Annotated in this window: 11 protein-coding genes; 2 read left to right on the top strand and 9 right to left on the bottom strand. The window is 40.8% G+C overall.

Going from position 1 to position 16,483, the window contains the following annotated elements:
* The first annotated feature begins 51 nt into the window (after nucleotides 1–51).
* Nucleotides 52–744, top strand: a complete 693-nt coding sequence (locus KSK55_RS00520; RefSeq protein ID WP_218607778.1) for a hypothetical protein — start codon at nucleotides 52–54, stop codon at nucleotides 742–744.
* A 6-nt stretch (nucleotides 745–750) separates the two neighbouring features.
* Here KSK55_RS00520 and KSK55_RS00515 read toward each other — a convergent pair whose 3' ends face one another.
* On the bottom strand, nucleotides 751–3,336 hold the full coding sequence (locus tag KSK55_RS00515; RefSeq protein WP_218607777.1) for a heavy metal translocating P-type ATPase: 2,586 nt from the start codon (nucleotides 3,334–3,336) through the stop codon (nucleotides 751–753).
* Nucleotides 3,337–3,425: 89 nt separating this feature from the next.
* On the opposite strand from KSK55_RS00515, the gene KSK55_RS00510 reads away from it, so the two are divergent.
* Nucleotides 3,426–4,205 (top strand): carbon-nitrogen hydrolase family protein, encoded by a 780-nt coding sequence (locus tag KSK55_RS00510; protein WP_214418294.1) that lies wholly within the window; start codon nucleotides 3,426–3,428, stop codon nucleotides 4,203–4,205.
* Nucleotides 4,206–4,223: 18 nt separating this feature from the next.
* Here the strand turns inward: KSK55_RS00510 and KSK55_RS00505 are convergent, their stop codons facing one another.
* From KSK55_RS00505 to KSK55_RS00470, 8 genes are all read right to left on the bottom strand, one after another.
* Nucleotides 4,224–4,997, bottom strand: coding sequence for a peptidase associated/transthyretin-like domain-containing protein (locus KSK55_RS00505; RefSeq protein ID WP_214418293.1), 774 nt, complete (start codon nucleotides 4,995–4,997; stop codon nucleotides 4,224–4,226).
* 62 nt (nucleotides 4,998–5,059) lie between these two features.
* Nucleotides 5,060–7,180: a minichromosome maintenance protein MCM gene (locus KSK55_RS00500; RefSeq protein WP_214418292.1), complete on the bottom strand. Its 2,121-nt coding sequence runs from the start codon at nucleotides 7,178–7,180 to the stop codon at nucleotides 5,060–5,062.
* A gap of 60 nt (nucleotides 7,181–7,240) precedes the next feature.
* Nucleotides 7,241–8,542 (bottom strand): hybrid sensor histidine kinase/response regulator, encoded by a 1,302-nt coding sequence (locus tag KSK55_RS00495; RefSeq protein ID WP_218607776.1) that lies wholly within the window; start codon nucleotides 8,540–8,542, stop codon nucleotides 7,241–7,243.
* Entirely contained in the window at nucleotides 8,535–9,887 is a 1,353-nt protein-coding gene (locus tag KSK55_RS00490; RefSeq protein WP_218607775.1) for an ATP-binding response regulator, read from the bottom strand. The genes KSK55_RS00495 and KSK55_RS00490 overlap by 8 nt, the downstream gene beginning before the upstream one ends.
* A gap of 2 nt (nucleotides 9,888–9,889) precedes the next feature.
* Nucleotides 9,890–10,939, bottom strand: a complete 1,050-nt coding sequence (gene cheB, locus KSK55_RS00485) for a chemotaxis-specific protein-glutamate methyltransferase CheB (protein WP_218607774.1) — start codon at nucleotides 10,937–10,939, stop codon at nucleotides 9,890–9,892.
* Nucleotides 10,939–13,332, bottom strand: coding sequence for a hybrid sensor histidine kinase/response regulator (locus KSK55_RS00480; RefSeq protein WP_218607773.1), 2,394 nt, complete (start codon nucleotides 13,330–13,332; stop codon nucleotides 10,939–10,941). Before KSK55_RS00480 ends, cheB begins: the two co-directional genes overlap by 1 nt.
* A gap of 12 nt (nucleotides 13,333–13,344) precedes the next feature.
* Complete coding sequence (locus KSK55_RS00475) at nucleotides 13,345–15,819, bottom strand: methyl-accepting chemotaxis protein (RefSeq protein ID WP_218607772.1); 2,475 nt, start codon at nucleotides 15,817–15,819, stop codon at nucleotides 13,345–13,347.
* A gap of 115 nt (nucleotides 15,820–15,934) precedes the next feature.
* The gene (locus tag KSK55_RS00470) at nucleotides 15,935–16,477 is read right to left on the bottom strand and encodes a chemotaxis protein CheW (RefSeq protein ID WP_218607771.1); all 543 of its coding nucleotides are present in this window, start codon (nucleotides 16,475–16,477) and stop codon (nucleotides 15,935–15,937) included.
* Nucleotides 16,478–16,483 lie beyond the last annotated feature (6 nt).

The following is a 16,483-nucleotide window of genomic DNA, read 5'->3' as shown; positions in this document are numbered from 1 at the left end:
ATGCAAATAACTTCTTTTCTGATTCTCCTAATCTGTGCACTTTTTATATTCATGCAACCTGCATGTGCAACATTAGAAGAATTTAAAGAAACAACAAATCCGACAGCACTGGTTACATTAGAAGAATTAACAGACGAGGTAATAATCGGTGATAAAATCACTCTGACCGGTAGAATAGATCACTCATTATATGGTACAAATCCTTCTGATGTTGTCATCCTCATCTCCGCGCCACCAGGATCACATGCAGATGCGTTTATGCTTGCAAAACCTGCATCAAATGGAACGTTTCGATATAATCAGATAGCTGATGTTGGAGGAGACTGGGGATTTGAAGCTTTATACACCGGAGTGTATAGCGAAAAGGTATCTGTTCAAGCAATTCCTGGAAATGAACCAAAAAAGACTGCACTGACTTTAAGTGGTTGGCCGACTTTTCCTAAAACAGGTGATTATGTGACTTTTAAAGGGAGATTAACGGATAGTGAAGGAAAAGGAATTCCTAACAAAGTCATCACTTATCAATTAGCGTCAAGCCCTGTGGGTTGTCTTGGTGGATGTGCTTTTGGAGGCATCCTTGAATGGAGAGAGGCCGGATCGATAAGTACAGATATGAATGGTGAATATTCATTCGGTCTTCCCGTAGTCGAAAAAGGATCTGTCCAGATCGAATCTGTATTTGCTGGTGATGACGGATACAGTCCTTCATCCTCAAGAACATTAAAAATTACGGTATATGAGTAAAAATTATTATTTATATTTTTCTGGATTTGAATCAAAGGTTTCTTTGCATCCTTTATTACAAAAATAATATCTCTTTTCATTGAAATCAGACCAATATTGAGCGGTTTTTGGATCCACCATCATTCCACAGATGGGATCTTTTTCCAGTTCTTTTTTGCTATGATTTTCCCTTTCAATATAAGAGAGTGCTGGAGGAATGTACCGCTTGAGGAGAAGAGAAAGACTGATAACTGTGACTGAGGAAAAGGCCATTGCCAACGCTCCATATTCTGGTTTGAACAGGATAACAGGATAAAGGATGCCTGCAGCGAGAGGAATAAGGATTATGTTATATGCAAAAGCCCAGAATAGATTCAATCGAATCCGACCCATAACTTTACGAGCCAACTGAATCGCCGCAGGTATGTGAATTAACGAATCGCGGACAAGGACAATATCGGCGCTTTCAATGGCGATATCAGTTCCTGATCCAATCGCAATTCCTGTATCCGCACGTGCGAGTGCTGGTGCATCATTAATTCCGTCCCCAATGAAAGCAACCACATCTCCTGATTTCTGTACCCGTGATACTTCCTGTTCTTTCCCTTCCGGAAGAACACGGGCAAACACTTCATGGATACCGACCATCGATGCAACAGCGTCAGCCGTCACTTTGTTATCACCAGTCACCATCCCGGATCTGATACCCATCTCGTTCAAAATCCGTACACAAGATCCAGCCTCTGGTTTCACTTGATCTGCTATGGAAATAAGACCGAGGATAGAACTATCTCTCGATACAAGAACAGTTGTTTTTCCCTCCCGTTCACGTTGAGTATGTATTGCATCCTGTGGAGGAGTAAGAGAAAGGCCGGATGAGAGGATATAATCTCTGACACCAAGACGAACAATGCCTCCTGCAATAATACCCGAAAGTCCACTTCCGGATACCGTCTGAAAATCCTGAACTTCAGCAGGAATTATACCTTCTTCTTTACTCTTGGAAAGTATTGCGGAACTGATTGGGTGATCAGAAAGATGTTCTAAAGATGCGGCCATAGAAATGAGTAAACCGGGATTTCCTGTGAATGAATCGACGTCGGTGACAACTGGTTTCCCTTGTGTAATTGTTCCGGTTTTGTCAAATAAGGCAAGAGTAATTTTGTTTGCAATCTCAAGGACAGAACCATTCCGAATAAGTATTCCAAATTCCGCTCCTCGGCCGATACCCACCGTCACAGCGGTTGGTGTCGCAAGACCCAGAGCACAAGGGCAGGCAACAACAAGAACAGCAATCATAGTCTGTAATGAGAACCGGAGGTCCATTCCACGGATCCCATACCAATACGAAAATGCGAGAACCGCAATGAGCAGGACAGCTGGAATGAACCATGCCACAACATAATCTGCAAGTCGCTGAACAGGAGGACGGGATCCCTGAGCTTCTTCCACAAGTCTGATGATACGAGCAAGCATTGTATCAGACCCGACTCTTGTTGCTTTGTACTGAAATGCCCCAGTAGTAACCAAAGTTCCTCCGATAACTTCATGACCAGATTCCCGAAACACGGCAAGCGGTTCACCAGTTACCATGGATTCATCCACATAACTTGACCCAGAAAAAATTACCCCATCTACAGGAATCCTGGCTCCTGTTCGCATCTGAATAATATCACCTGGGAGTACATCCTGAACCGGAATTTCTCTTTCTTCACCATCACGAATTACTGATGCCGATTCAGCTTGAAGTCCGATCAGTGATTTAATTGCAGAAGATGTTCTCCCTTTTGCTCTGGCCTCAAGATATCGTCCAAGCATTAAAAACGCCGTAAGCATAAGGGCAGTTTCATAAAACAAGGTACTCATGTCAAGGATAATTGAGAAAGTTCCAAGGACACTTGCACCATACGCCACCCCAATTCCCATGGCGTACATAACATCCATATTCAGGGTTTTATTTCGAAGAGAAGTGAATGCTGCTCGAAATATGGGACTTCCCAGCCAGATTAATACAGGAGTGGTAATGATAAACTGGAGATATGAAATAAGGTGCATATCATGTGACGGGATATACATCATTCCCATCATGAGCAGGGATAATGCAAATCCGAGGATTATTTTTCGTAGCTGACTAGATAACTCGCGTTCACGAATTTTATCACTCTCATCTTCTTTATCCCGGTCAGTCCCAAGAAACTGATATCCTGCTGAAATTATTACATTCCGGATATCCCCTATACCAACAAGAGAAGGATTGTAGGTAACATATGCTCGTTCGGTGTTCAGATTTACATCAGCAGATATAATGCCCTCCAACGTCAGAAGGGCATGAGTCACAGTTTGAACACAAGAAGCGCAGGTCATACCACCTACCTTAACGATGATTTTTTCATGACTCACCGAAAATCCACTTTTTTCTACTGCATGTGTTAAATCATGAAGACTGACCTGAGATGGATCATATGAAATCCTGGCTTTTCCTGTTGCAAGATTTACCTTAGATTCCATAACTCCGGGAGTAGCCGCAAGTCCTTTTTCAACTGATATCGCACATGTTGCACAATGCATTCCGGAAATTTGGAGATCTACCTCTTTTTTCTTTTCCTCCTCCATGGTTACACCTATCTTCCAGATAGATGATTTTCAATCACATAAATGTCACCCGAAAACTCATTTCTGGGAATAACACCAGATAATAGAATATGATCCTCTGTCTGGCTCAGATGACTCCCTGTTGGAATGATCCATTATCTGGTCTGAAAAAAATCAGGACTTGTGTTGCAGAAGCTGTGGAAGGAGATGCCTCATTTATCGCTTTTCCAGAGCAGTTTTTAACCGGCTGGGATCCAAATGATACTTCATGGACCTTTGATGAATCTGAAGAGGAAATATCACAATTACGGGAAATTGCTCGTGATTATAGCATTGGTATCCTCGGATCATTTCGGGAAAAAAGAAATGGACCTCCACGAAATACTTGCATCGCTATTGGTCCTGATGGCCGAACATGTGCCACATATTCAAAAATTCACCTTTTTTCTCCGGCGAGTGAGGATCGATATTATGCCCCGGGTGATTCTCTTGGAATTTTTTCTTTCGATTCCTGTAAAATTGGACTTGCTATATGTTATGATCTCAGATTTGCTACACTCTTTCAGGCATATAGAAATAAGGGAGTGAACCTGATGCTCGTACCATCTGCATGGCCTGCAGCCAGATTGAAACATTTCAACCTTTTTACAACCAGTAGAGCGGCAGAATTCCAAACCTTCGTAGCTTCAATTAATACTGTTGGAACAACTCCTGTTGATGTATACACTGGAGGATCATGTATTGCAGGACCTGACGGAACAATCAGGGCACGAGGGAGCGATCTTGAAGAACTTATCTTCTATGAAGTGAAGGGTTCTGAAGCCGACACAATTCGGGCAGAATTTCCTGTTCACCAGGATATGCAAAAAGCAAATTATGACCAGATTTAAAATGAATTAAAAAATAGGTTATAAAACGACTATCAAATTACTGAATGATTCTTCATAAGAATCATCACCAGCAAAATGAACCTGAATATATGTCGTTGTTGAACCACCACCTACAGTAAATTTAAAAAATCCGTTTTTATCCGTTGTTGAAATTCCAAGGATTGAAAAATCACTTCTGGTACCAACACGGTCTGAAGATTCACAGATAACTTTTTTTCCTTCAAGAGGAGTTCCATTTTCTCCCATAAGCTGTCCGGTTATAGATACAGTCTGTCCTGGAGAGGGATTGGATGGTGATGCTTTTGCAGTTATTAATGTGTTCGATTTTGCTACGGCAGGAACAACACCAGTTTTTACTTGCGGTTCCTTCGTAATATGACCAGATACAATATCACTTACTGATCCCTCAAACTGAGAATTTCCATTAAACTTTACACGAAGAAACTCCGCTGGGGCTGCTTCTGGTCGTTTGAATGTATATACACCATCAATATCTGTGGTAGCGACAGCAAGAAATTCATACTCGCTATTTGGATCATCTGATTTTAATTGTTCAAGCGTTACTTTTTTGTTACCCATAACATTTCCATCGCCATCGGTCAGGATTCCAGAAACCGTGAACGGGAGGCTTTCTCCAGGATCTACCGGATCTGTACCGATAGTAAGAGTTGTTGAGATCTTTTCAGCAAATACAGCACACCCGCCACCGCAAACAAGAAGAGAGATGAGAAAGATCATAAAAACAAGAAAAATGCGGGGTGCAGATCGGTATTGCACCAGTGGAAACATCATACCTTATACAATAGACCGCTCCTGTTAACAGGGTTCTCATCATCATATCAATTTCGAGAAAATTATATCAGCTTAACCACATCATGTTTTGGCTCCATGGCTTCTCCAGAACGGAGCATTGCAGTGAGTTGTCGCTCAACTTCATCACGGTCAAAACCCTGTTGACGTACAATTTCAATGACATCTGGTTTATGTGCACGACCATTTTCATCAGCAATATCCCGTATAGCCTGCTTAATAGTCCTAATAAGATCCCGTTTGCTTTTTGACACTCCGGTTGCGAGCATATCAATGTCAAAAGACCCACTTGATGGATCATAAGCTACTTGTCTGAGACAGGTATCAATGATAGTAATTACCCGCTCTGCATCACTCTTTTCTATTATAGGCGAAAGTCTGATCCGAGCAGATGCTTCTGCTAATCTGACGATAGCTTCGAGTTGTCTGGCAGTAACCGGTACAGGTTTGTTGGCATCAGCAAGATCTCGTAATTTCATATAGTATGCAATCAGAGCCTCACGAGCCTCATCCTCAAGCCGGGGGAAACAACTTCGTTTAGCATATGCAACATACTTCCGGAACATCGCCGGATCAATCTCCGGAGTGACTGGTTTTAACTGTTCGGTGATGTATTCATCATCCACACCAGGGATGGGATCACGGGTGTGCTGAGCAATAAGTTCTCCAACACTGTGTGCTTTAATAATATGTTCAGCAATTGCAAGATCACGTTCATGTTCTGGTTTATCTGTCAGGACAAAAATGAGATCAAAACGTGAAAGAAGGGATGGTGGCATATTGATCTGATCACCAATTGGAACAAAATCATCAAACCGCCCATATTTTGGGTTTGCAGCACCAAGAAGAGCACACCTTGATTTCAAAGTGGCAGTAATTCCTGCTTTTGCAACCGAGATAGACTGTTGTTCCATCGCTTCGTGAAGAGCACTCCGATCATGCTTTTCCATCTTATCCATCTCATCTACACAGGCAACACCCATGTCAGCAAGAACAAGAGCACCGGCTTCAAGTGTCCATCGTCCATCTCCAAATTCATCCTTTACCGCAGTGGCAGTAAGACCTGCAGAGGTCGTGGATTGTCCGGAGGTATAAATAGCACGAGGAGAGAGCCGGACAACGTACCGAAGCATCTGAGATTTTGCAATTCCTGGATCTCCTATTAACAGAACATGAATGTCTCCACGTAGTCTGCTCCCATCAGGCATCTCCTTGGCAATTCCACCAAACAGCTGAAGAGCGATTGCATCCTTAACATCATCAACACCATAAATGGTCGGAGCGATGGAATGTGCAATTTTCCGATAGATATTTGGATCGGTTGATAGACTCCGGATCTCTTTTTCATCCTCTTCACTGATATTAACCTCTTCAAACTCTTTTTCTGCCACCTCGATAGAATTACATTCTACGTAAATATCAAAAATGGTAGATTTAGTTCCGTAAGAATTCCGCTGCATGGATCTGAGGATGCCATTGACGACAATACGATCTCCAGGAGCTACAATACCACAAATATCGTCTGTTACATCAAGATCAATTGTCTGTGGTTGTTCTCCTCCACGAAGACCCTCCGGGGACTCTTGTATTCTGAGTTTTTGGGAATCAACAAACCGGGAAAACCGTGGAATCAGTTCAAGCTTTTTTTGAGTGCATCCATCAGCCTGACATCCGTCAGGTTCTACAAAAGGACCATAAGATTGGGCTTTCACAGTCCGATGACCAGAGGGACAGCGAAATACAGCAAGAGTAATTCGTGGTCGGACTTCAGTGGTTTTCCGAAGGATCCCTTCAACGCTAATAAATTTCCCAATATGATCCGATCGTATCTCTCTGATTGCAATTTTCCGGGGAAGGTTAATAAACCGTACATTAATGTCAGGTTGTTCTTCTTTTTTCCGGGTTTTTACAAGTCTATGAGTTCTGATAGCATCCTTAATATCACCGATAACTTTTCCAGGATTATCTAAGAGTTCATCCGCAAGTTCTGTTCCTGTTTTACCAAAACTCTCAATATCCCGGTAATTGATATAAAGTGAACGTGTATACGGATATTCACGGGATAATTCATCCAGCTCTTTTTTATATCGTGTCTTTAAAAACCGATGCCAGTCTGCGTCACGATCTGTTATTTCTACTGAATCCATATCTTTAGCTGATGCCATAACTATCAAAACTTAACAAAACATGAATGTGAAAGAGGGGGTATTTGTATGATTTTATCCTTAACAGCCTTTTCGAAAGTGAACCCTTGGAATACTCAATTTGAAACAAGCACCTTGGTCTTTTTTTCCGGTTTCTGCTATGGTAATGCTAGTAATTGAAAGTATTTCTCTAACCAGAAATAATCCAAGACCAGTATTTTTCCCATACCCCCGCCCGAATATCTTTTCTTTATCTTCATCAGCAACACCTATACCATCGTCAGCAATAAAGATGTGAAGAAAACCTTCACTTTCATTTGCTGATATTGTAATACGAGTGACTCTCTCCCCATGACGAATAGCATTATCAAACAGATTATAAAACACTTTTTCAATGAGAGGATCTACAAATATTTCGTACGAAACAATACTGGGACTAATTTGTGTCATAATCTGTGAAAAAGACGAACTCATTTTGGTTATGAGATTCTCAAGATGAATCCATACTGCTCCTTTTACACCTAATTCTTCATAAAGCCGTGTAAATTCAATCTGAGCAGAAAGACGGGATAACAGCATGGACTCTTTCTGAAGATACTGGGTAAATGGATTATCAACATTATCCATCCGGGCCAGTTCATTATACGAAAGCAGTGCCATCATGGTATTTTTCATGTCATGCCTGGTGATTGATGACAGCAGACCAAGTTTTTTATTTGCCATTGAGAGGGATTGTTCAACCCGTTTGCGTTCTGCGATCTCATTTTTGAGATCATCATTCATACGCAAAAGTTCATCATTTGCATCACTTAGTTGATCGTTTACCAACGCAAGTCTGTCTTTTGCTTCGATGAGTTCATTATTTTTGGAAATGGCTATTTCATACGTTGAAAGAAGAATATTTAAAATCTGTTGTCGGCTCGAAGCTATCTCATGAGTTTTTCCAGAGTAAAAAACCGGTACCATACTTATATCAGGTTCATCAATAGTATAGGACTGATTTGCCAAGACTACCTGAATACGGTCTAACAGATATTTTGAATCATAGGGTTTGATAATAAAATTATCTGCTCCACATTCCAGACCGGAAAGAACATCACCAGGATCAAATAACTGAGTAACCAGGATAACTGGAATATGCCGGGTCTTTGGATCTGATTTAATCTCTTTACATAATTCATATCCGTTCATTTCAGGCATTATTACATCAGTCAGAACAATAGTCGGAAGTTTCTTATGTATTTCTTCAAGAGCTATTCGTCCATTATATGCCACTTTTACGTCATACCCGGCATTATTGAGCAGATGTTTTAGAATTTCAGCTTGAGTTTTACTATCCTCAGCAACAAGGATAGAAACCGGACAATATTCTGAATTATCCATTATTTTCCCCATTCTGGATATTCATATCATAGGATTCTTTTTCAGGATAAGGTAGTACTACCTGAAATGTGGACCCACGGCCTGGACCTGGACTATATACTGATACAAAGCCCCCATACAATGTCACGATTCGCCTTACAATTGACAATCCAAGGCCATGTGCATTATGGTCATGTCTCGATTCATCGGCCTTATAAAAATCCTCAAACACTCTGACAGTTTGTTCTGAAGTAAGACCAATTCCGGTATCCTCTATCGTAAGAACCTGGTTATATCCTTCCTGTTCACAAGATAACGTGATTGTTCCCCCATCTGAATTATAATTAATAGCATTAGAGACAAGGTTTTCCATTATAGTCATAATGTGAAAGTGTGATATTTTGCAAAATGATAGTGGCCGAATGTAATTTTTCACCTGAATTCCTTTTTGCTCAATCAGATATGAATGGTTACCCAGGACTTCAAGTGAAATCAGATGAATATCAGCATTTGTTTTCTCCTCGGAGAACGAGTCGATTGAAATATGAGACATTTTTAAAATACGTTCAACTAATTGCTTGAGCACTGTTACATCCTTTACGAGAAGGGAAAGAATCTCCTTTTTGTCTGGATCTGTCTCTTTACGTAACAAATATGGTAAAAATGCATACAGAGGTGTCAACGGAGTTTTTAAATCATGGCCGATCCTGGTTATCAGTTCTGTTCTCTGCATCAGAAGGTGTTCTACAATCTCATTCGTAACTGATAAAGCCTGTGTTCGTTCCTTGACTAGTTCTTCCAGATGTTGCGAAAAATCATTCAATTCACGGGTGGTTTGTTCAAGTTCAGAATTTTTTTGGGCGGCAGTCTGATATATTGATAAGAGAATTCTTAACAGATCATACCGGGATGAGCGTATGGAATAGGTGTGATTCTCATAATGAAAGGGCAGAACCCCTCCAGCATCTTCATGTCCCTGCGATGCATTCATTTTTAGCGAAAAAATATTGTTTACTTCGCTAATAAGTTGCTCTTTCCGGACAGGTTTTATAATAAAATTATTCGCCCCACAACACAGCCCTTTTATAATATCTGCAGGATCTGAAAGCTGCGATACAAAAACAATAGGAATAGAGGAATATTTTGGATCATTGCGTAAGGTATGACAAAAAACATATCCATCCATTCCTGGCATAATAATATCTGTCAGTATAAGATCAACTGAAGAGTCTGATAATAATGTAAATGCCGATGCCGGACAATCTACCGGGATAGCATGATATCCTGCTTGAGTCAGGTAATAACAAAGTAAATCGGCCTGAGTTTTACTATCTTCTACGACAAGTATCTTATATGAACCTGTCATCTCTATAAACTCCTTAATGATATTGAATGCAAAAATTCAGCAATTTGCTTTGGTGGGAGAGAAAACATTCCTGCATGTCTTGCTTCAGCTGCCCCAGGCATACCATAAACAAAAGAGCTTTCCCGGTCCTGAATAATAGTGCAGCCACCCTTTTGTCTGATCTGTAGGAGTTCTTCTGCTCCATCAGAACCCATTCCTGTCAGTAAAACACCAAGAGACTTGGATCCCAGATTTTTTGCAGCAGATCTGAAAAGATAAGAAACAGAAGGGCGAAGATTATGTTCTGGTTCCGTGTTTGAGAACTCGATGGAGAGATCAGAGGTAATCCCAGTATGCTTCCCATCAGGTGCGATATATAAAACTCCTGGTATTATTATTTCCCCTTCTTCAGCTATTTTGGTTTGAAAACCGGTTGATTCTTTCAGCCAGAGACTTAATCCTTCAATAAACCCGGGGGACATGTGTTGAACAAGAACCATAGGAAGAGAAAAATCAGGTTTCATATTCTGTAAAATCTCCTGAACCGCTTGAGGCCCTCCTGTAGATGCCCCAATCAGAACAACGCGAATATCCTGACTTATTCGAAACGGGACGGTAATTTTTTCTGGTTCGTCGTGGTTCCCATTATTACCTGAACTCCTTCTTCTGATCACTTTGACTTCAGAAAAGGTTCTGATTGCAGAAATGAGTTCTAATGAAGCGGACCTAAACTCGGGATCGTCATATCCCGGTGGTTTTCGAAATACACCAAGCGCTCCTGCTTCAACGGCACGAAACGAAGCACGAATTTCCTCAAGATTATCAATGCCACTCACAATAATGATGGGTGTGGGTGTATTTTCCATGATTTTTCTGGTTGTGACAAAACCATCCAAATCAGGCATGTTGATATCCATCGTGATTATATCAGGAGCCCATCGTGATGCTAAAGCGATGGCTTCCCGGCCATTTTTCGCTCGCCCGATTACTGATATATCTGGTTCTTTTTCTAATATACTCTGAAGAACCATGAGTGTTACTTCAGAGTCATCTACCAGGAGAACACGAATCATTATCTTCCCGCACCTATCAATCGCTTGATCACGTCAATGAGGTTGCTTTGATCAAAACTTGATTTAATAATATATGCATTTGCCCCGACAGTAATTCCATGTTCCCGATCTTCCCTGGAATCCAGCGATGTAACCAGTATTACCGGAAGATCAACAAGGTTTTTTTCAGAACGAATTTTTTCTGTCAGGACAAAACCACTCATTCGTGGCATATCTACATCTGATACAACAAGATCTACTTGTGTTGTCTTCAACTTTGTAAATGCATCTAATCCATCAACAGCAGTCTCTACCTCATAACCAGAACCTTCAAGGATATTTTTAAGAAGCATGCGGGAGGTGATTGAATCTTCCACCACCATTATTTTTTGTCTTCCGGATAATGAGGAGGAGAGATCATTCTTCATTCCAACTGTTGTGTCCACACCCTGCATCGCCTGGACAAGATCATCGACCTGCAAAACCGGTACAACAGTATTATTATTCAGAATAGCCACGCCACTGATGAAGCGAACTTCTTTTAACTGTGGACCCAGTCCCCTGACAACAATCTCCTGAGCACCACATATCTGGCTAACGATAAGCCCAAAAACCTTTCCCTGATTATTTATCAACACAAAAGAACGTGCATCTTCTGGCTCTGCTGATCCACCGGGTAATTGAAGAATCGAATTAAGCATAACTACCGGAATTAATTGACCTTCAAATTGAATGACAGTACGTCCCTCAATAGTAGAAATATCATCTGCATCCGGAATCAACACCCGTTCAACCTGATCAAGAGGGAAAAAAAATGGTCGGTTTTCTACATATACTAAAAGTCCTCTGAATGTTGACAAGGTTACAGGTATGTTAAGTGAGAAGGTTGTTCCTTTTCCAGGAATAGTTTTGATATCAATACTACCACCAATCTGGTTAACCTTCTCCTGGACTATCGCAAGGCCAAGACCTCGACCGGAAACCGTTGATACTGTTTTTGAGGTAGAAAATCCTGAACGAAAAACCAACAATGCTTTTTGATCTGAAGGCATCCGTTCTGCTTCTTCACGTGTAATAAAACCTTTTTCAACAGCAGCCTCACTCGCAGCATCCGTATTAATTCCTTGTCCGTCATCTCTCACAGTAATTGTTATCTGATTCGCCCGATTATGGACTATTTCAATAGAGATCTCTCCCCCTGGTGGTTTATGCATACTGACTCTCAAGTCCGCCGGTTCTATACCATGATCAACTGCATTCCGAAGAATATGGATCATTGGATCTTTGATAATCTCCAAAATTCTCCGATCAATTTCAATATCAGAGCCAGAAATAGAAAGATTTACCTGTTTATTCTGTTCTCTTGCAATGTCACGTATCATCCGGGGATATGAATCAGAAAGGGTGGAGAACGGAGTGAGTACTACTTCCCTGATATTTTCAATAAGGCCAGTGATGACAGAATCCATCTCATATTGATCCTGAATCATTGATTTGATAGTTGAATCAAGTTTTGTTTCGCAACTTCCTATCAAATCCCGAGTCACATCAATAAATGATACTAATCTTTCAATGGAATCCTGATTATCCAAAATCTGACGCTTCAGATGAGAAACATCGCCTTCTATCCGGTTCATATTCCACCTCCATGTCCGGATAATCTGTGCAATCTCTTTTAAATCAGAAAGACGAACTCCGGAAGAAAGCCGGTATGACAACAGATCATCAGTGACTTCATACAAGGATCGAAGGCGTTCTTCAGATATACGAACAGTTGTGCTTGCCTGTGTCAAAGACGGAACAAATTGAGATCGCAACTCTGATGGGGAGTCTTCGCAGAGTTTATCAGATTTATCGTGTTTGATTTGTGTTTCCTTAATAACGTCTGCCTGTTCTGGATGTATTGCAGATGATAATGGTAATGGTTGGGATAAGTATTCAGCTTGTTTAGGTATCTGAGCATGTTGATGATGTGAAGAATCAGAAATCTGGATACTGGTTGTTCCTGATTTTTGAGATGCTCCTGAAATTGGAACTATTTGTTTTAGTTTATAAATCAGTGGACCTGCTTTCACCACGGTATCTCCCGCAAGAAGAGCCTCAAGCGTGGATATTACCTGATGCACAAGATCAAATTCTTCAGATTGTAGGATAAAATCTCCTTTCCGAACTGCTGAAAAAACAGATTCCAAATGCTGACAGACAGATTCAATATCTTTGAGTCCTACAGCACGTGCAGCTCCTTTCAGACTATGAGTTGCTCGGTATACAGGCTCTATCTCAACTGATTGCGTACAAGTTGAATTTTTTTCAAGATCAAGAACACCTGAAATAATTGCCTGAAGATGGTCGGCTGCTTCCTCCCGAAAGGTTGCAAGAAGGCGGGTTAAGAATTCATCATCCTGCACGGCCATGATTCTTTCCGCTTATACCCTGAATCGTTCGGTAATTTCTTTCAGACTATTTCCAAGATCATGAAGATCCCGTGCAGTCTTCTCCACCTGTCTGGTTACTTCCAGATTATTCTGGGCAGCAGTCCGGATATTTTCCATTGCGATGGATATCTGGTCCATACCAACGACCTGTTCCTGGCTAGAAGCAGTAATCTGAACACCTGCCCTGGCGGTATCTGCAATACTCTGGGAAAGAACAACTATCGCCTCCTGAGCATCTTTTGTCAGTTTCATCCCGACTGCCACAGTCTTTGTTCCCTGCTCTGTTGATATCACAGTAGAACTGATTCCTCGTTGAATGTCAGTTAAAATATTCCGGATATTCGTTGTCGCCTGTTTTGACTGCTCAGCAAGACTTTTAATTTCTAGTGCAACCACACCAAATCCTTTCCCAAATTCACCTGCTTTTGCAGCTTCGATAGAGGCATTGACAGCTAACAGATTGGACTGTTCTGCAATGTCAGTCACACTGACGATGATCTCCCCAATAGCCTGACTTTGTTCAGAAAGACGGATTACATTCGATGCAATGGATTCCATCTGCTGATTGATGTGATTCATTCCGGTAATTATCTCTTCAACAGATGTCTGACCGTTTTTCACCACCTGATTAACTGCCTGGGACTTTTCAGCAACATTTTTCGCTTTCTGGTTGGTCACTTCAGTGGTTTTCCTGACTTCTTCTACCGTAGCAGAGGTCTCATTCACGGCTGATGCTGTTTCTGCTGTACTGGAGGACAACTGAGCTGTAACGGATAAAATTTCTGTGGATGCAGATGAAAGGACATTCACGCCCTGATATAACTCTTCATTGATGACAGTCATCATCCTGGAAAGTTCTATTCCAATCCGGTTGAGGGCATCCTTTAATGTGATATATTCTCCTTTCACATGCAGGGTTTCATCCACCCGTGCAGTGAAATTTCCATTTGCATATTCTCCGGAAATCCTCATAACTTCATGTATCGGCTCAATTACAGCATCAAGGGTGGAATTGACCCCTTCAACTATTCTTCTGAAATCGCCCATATGTCGGGCAGCGTCAGCACGGGTCTCAAGTCTTCCATCAATTGCTGCCTGTGTCAGCATCCCGGCATCTTCAATCAGATAATTGATAGCATCTATACATTGATTCAGATTATTTTTAATTTCATTAAAATCACCATGATATTCATCAGATATCCGGGCTGGAACATCACCATGTGAGATTCGTTCTACATATTCTGCTGCTACATTTAACGGGCCAATGATTGAATCGAGCATCTTATTAATGCCTTCAAACATATTCCGGCTATATCCGGTATATTCAGATACATTAACCCGATAATCAAGATTGCCGGCAATTCCATTTTCAATTAACAATTCAATTTCAGTATTTCTTTTATTCAGAACAGTGACAAGATTGTTCAGATTAATCCTGATTTCTTCAAATGAACCGGAAAACGGTGAATCAAGAGGTTGAGGGATCTCCCCATGAGCTATTTCATCAATAAAGGATGCAGTGATTTTCATCGGTTTGAGATAGGCATCAAGGGTTGCATTAATACCAGAAATAATCTTTTTATAATCACCTTCATGATCATCAGCATGAGCCCGGTAAGACAATTCTCCCCTTACCGCTGCATCAGTGAGAGAATGAGCATCAGTAGCCATATGAGCGATATTTTTACTCATATCATTGACAGATTCTCCAAGTAATCCGATCTCATCTTTCCGATGAAAAACAATTCGAGCGGAACTATCTCCATGTCCAATTCGTGTTGCAACCTCAATGAGCTCATCAAGAGGTCGTGTAATATTCCTGGTCAGGATAAATGCAATAATTATTGAAAGAATAATTACCCCGGCTCCGAGAGTAAACATGATTAGAGCAAGAGTTTTCGTCTCATTTGAACTATTATGAATAGTTCTTTGTGCATCAGAAATAAGTGAATCTTTCAAGGCTGAAAATGTTGATTCTGTCGCCCGTCGTGCCTCAGCATGTTCACCACCATTCATAACAGATAATATGGCATCTTTCTCTTTTCCACTTTTTTCAAGCTCAAATACCGAAAGAGCGGCAGATTTATACCGAATCCACTGATCTTCAAATGTATTGAGAATATTCTTTTGCTCATCACTAAGTGGGATATCTTTAAAATCTGCAATTATTGATTCTACATTTGATATTTCTGTATTTACCCGACCAAAATCCTGTTCACGCTCTTCAGGGATAGAGAGTGAACGAAAAACAAGTGCACGAATAGAATGTAAAGAAGATTCCATATTCCCAGTCTGCATCAGAGGTACTGTTTGCTCTGAATAGAGCTGATCCATTTCCATGGATAATCGATCAACACTTAAAAAACAGGCAACAACTACCAGAGACATCAGGACAATAACAAAAAAAAATCCGCCAATTAACTTTTTTCCAATTTTTATATTATCTAATTGTGAAATAATACTCATTGATTCCCTCTTTCAATTAAAATCAAATACTGTTTTGTTCAACAATATCGTATTCGTACCAGTTAATTCTCATCTTTACCGTTTACATACTGCCATATTCTCACCTAGGAAAATATCATATCTGAGCACTTCGTACCACCAATTTAGGATGACTCAGTACAGCTTCGGTTTTAATTAACATCAAAGGTCCTGGAAAAACACCTTCAAGAAAATCTTTGCCGATTCCACTAATTGTTTCAGGTAAAGGACCAAGATGAGAGAGGATTTGATGTGAGACGCCATCTACCTGGTCTGCAAGTATAGCAAATTCCATACCCTCTCCGGATAACACAATAATTTTATTATAATCAGATAGGCCTTTTCTTGGCAGATTAAAAAAAACACGTAAATCTGTTACTGAAACAACCCTGCCACGTATACTGATAATTCCCAGGATAAAATCAGGAGTTCCGGGAAGTGTTGTGAGTGCTCGTAATAGTGTAACTTCCCGGACATACTTCATCGAAACACAGTATCGTTCACCATTGAGCCAGAATGTCAGTACATCTAATCCTTCTCCTGTTTTTTCTTTTTGTCCAAGTGGCTCTGCGAGACATCTGGCTCGTTCCAGTAAAATATTAGCATCCTCACATTCGGGCTGCTGAAATAATCCGGTCATAATTTC

The organism is Methanospirillum hungatei (assembly GCF_019263745.1).
GTDB lineage: Archaea > Halobacteriota > Methanomicrobia > Methanomicrobiales > Methanospirillaceae > Methanospirillum > Methanospirillum purgamenti.
The sequence above is the reverse complement of the archived record's forward strand: the minus strand, read 5'-3'. Positions and strand labels throughout refer to the sequence as shown.

Bases quoted from the DNA above. Each gene is read 5' to 3' on its own strand.
- KSK55_RS00520 (WP_218607778.1), top strand. From the start codon at position 52: ATGCAACCTGCATGTGCAACATTAGAAGAATTTAAAGAAACAACAAAT.
- KSK55_RS00515 (WP_218607777.1), bottom strand. From the start codon at position 3,336: ATGGAGGAGGAAAAGAAAAAAGAGGTAGATCTCCAAATTTCCGGAATG.
- KSK55_RS00510 (WP_214418294.1), top strand. From the start codon at position 3,426: ATGATCCTCTGTCTGGCTCAGATGACTCCCTGTTGGAATGATCCATTA.
- KSK55_RS00505 (WP_214418293.1), bottom strand. From the start codon at position 4,997: ATGATGTTTCCACTGGTGCAATACCGATCTGCACCCCGCATTTTTCTT.
- KSK55_RS00500 (WP_214418292.1), bottom strand. From the start codon at position 7,180: ATGGCATCAGCTAAAGATATGGATTCAGTAGAAATAACAGATCGTGAC.
- KSK55_RS00495 (WP_218607776.1), bottom strand. From the start codon at position 8,542: ATGGATAATTCAGAATATTGTCCGGTTTCTATCCTTGTTGCTGAGGAT.
- KSK55_RS00490 (WP_218607775.1), bottom strand. From the start codon at position 9,887: ATGACAGGTTCATATAAGATACTTGTCGTAGAAGATAGTAAAACTCAG.
- cheB (WP_218607774.1), bottom strand. From the start codon at position 10,939: ATGATTCGTGTTCTCCTGGTAGATGACTCTGAAGTAACACTCATGGTT.
- KSK55_RS00480 (WP_218607773.1), bottom strand. From the start codon at position 13,332: ATGGCCGTGCAGGATGATGAATTCTTAACCCGCCTTCTTGCAACCTTT.
- KSK55_RS00475 (WP_218607772.1), bottom strand. From the start codon at position 15,819: ATGAGTATTATTTCACAATTAGATAATATAAAAATTGGAAAAAAGTTA.
- KSK55_RS00470 (WP_218607771.1), bottom strand. From the start codon at position 16,477: ATGACCGGATTATTTCAGCAGCCCGAATGTGAGGATGCTAATATTTTA.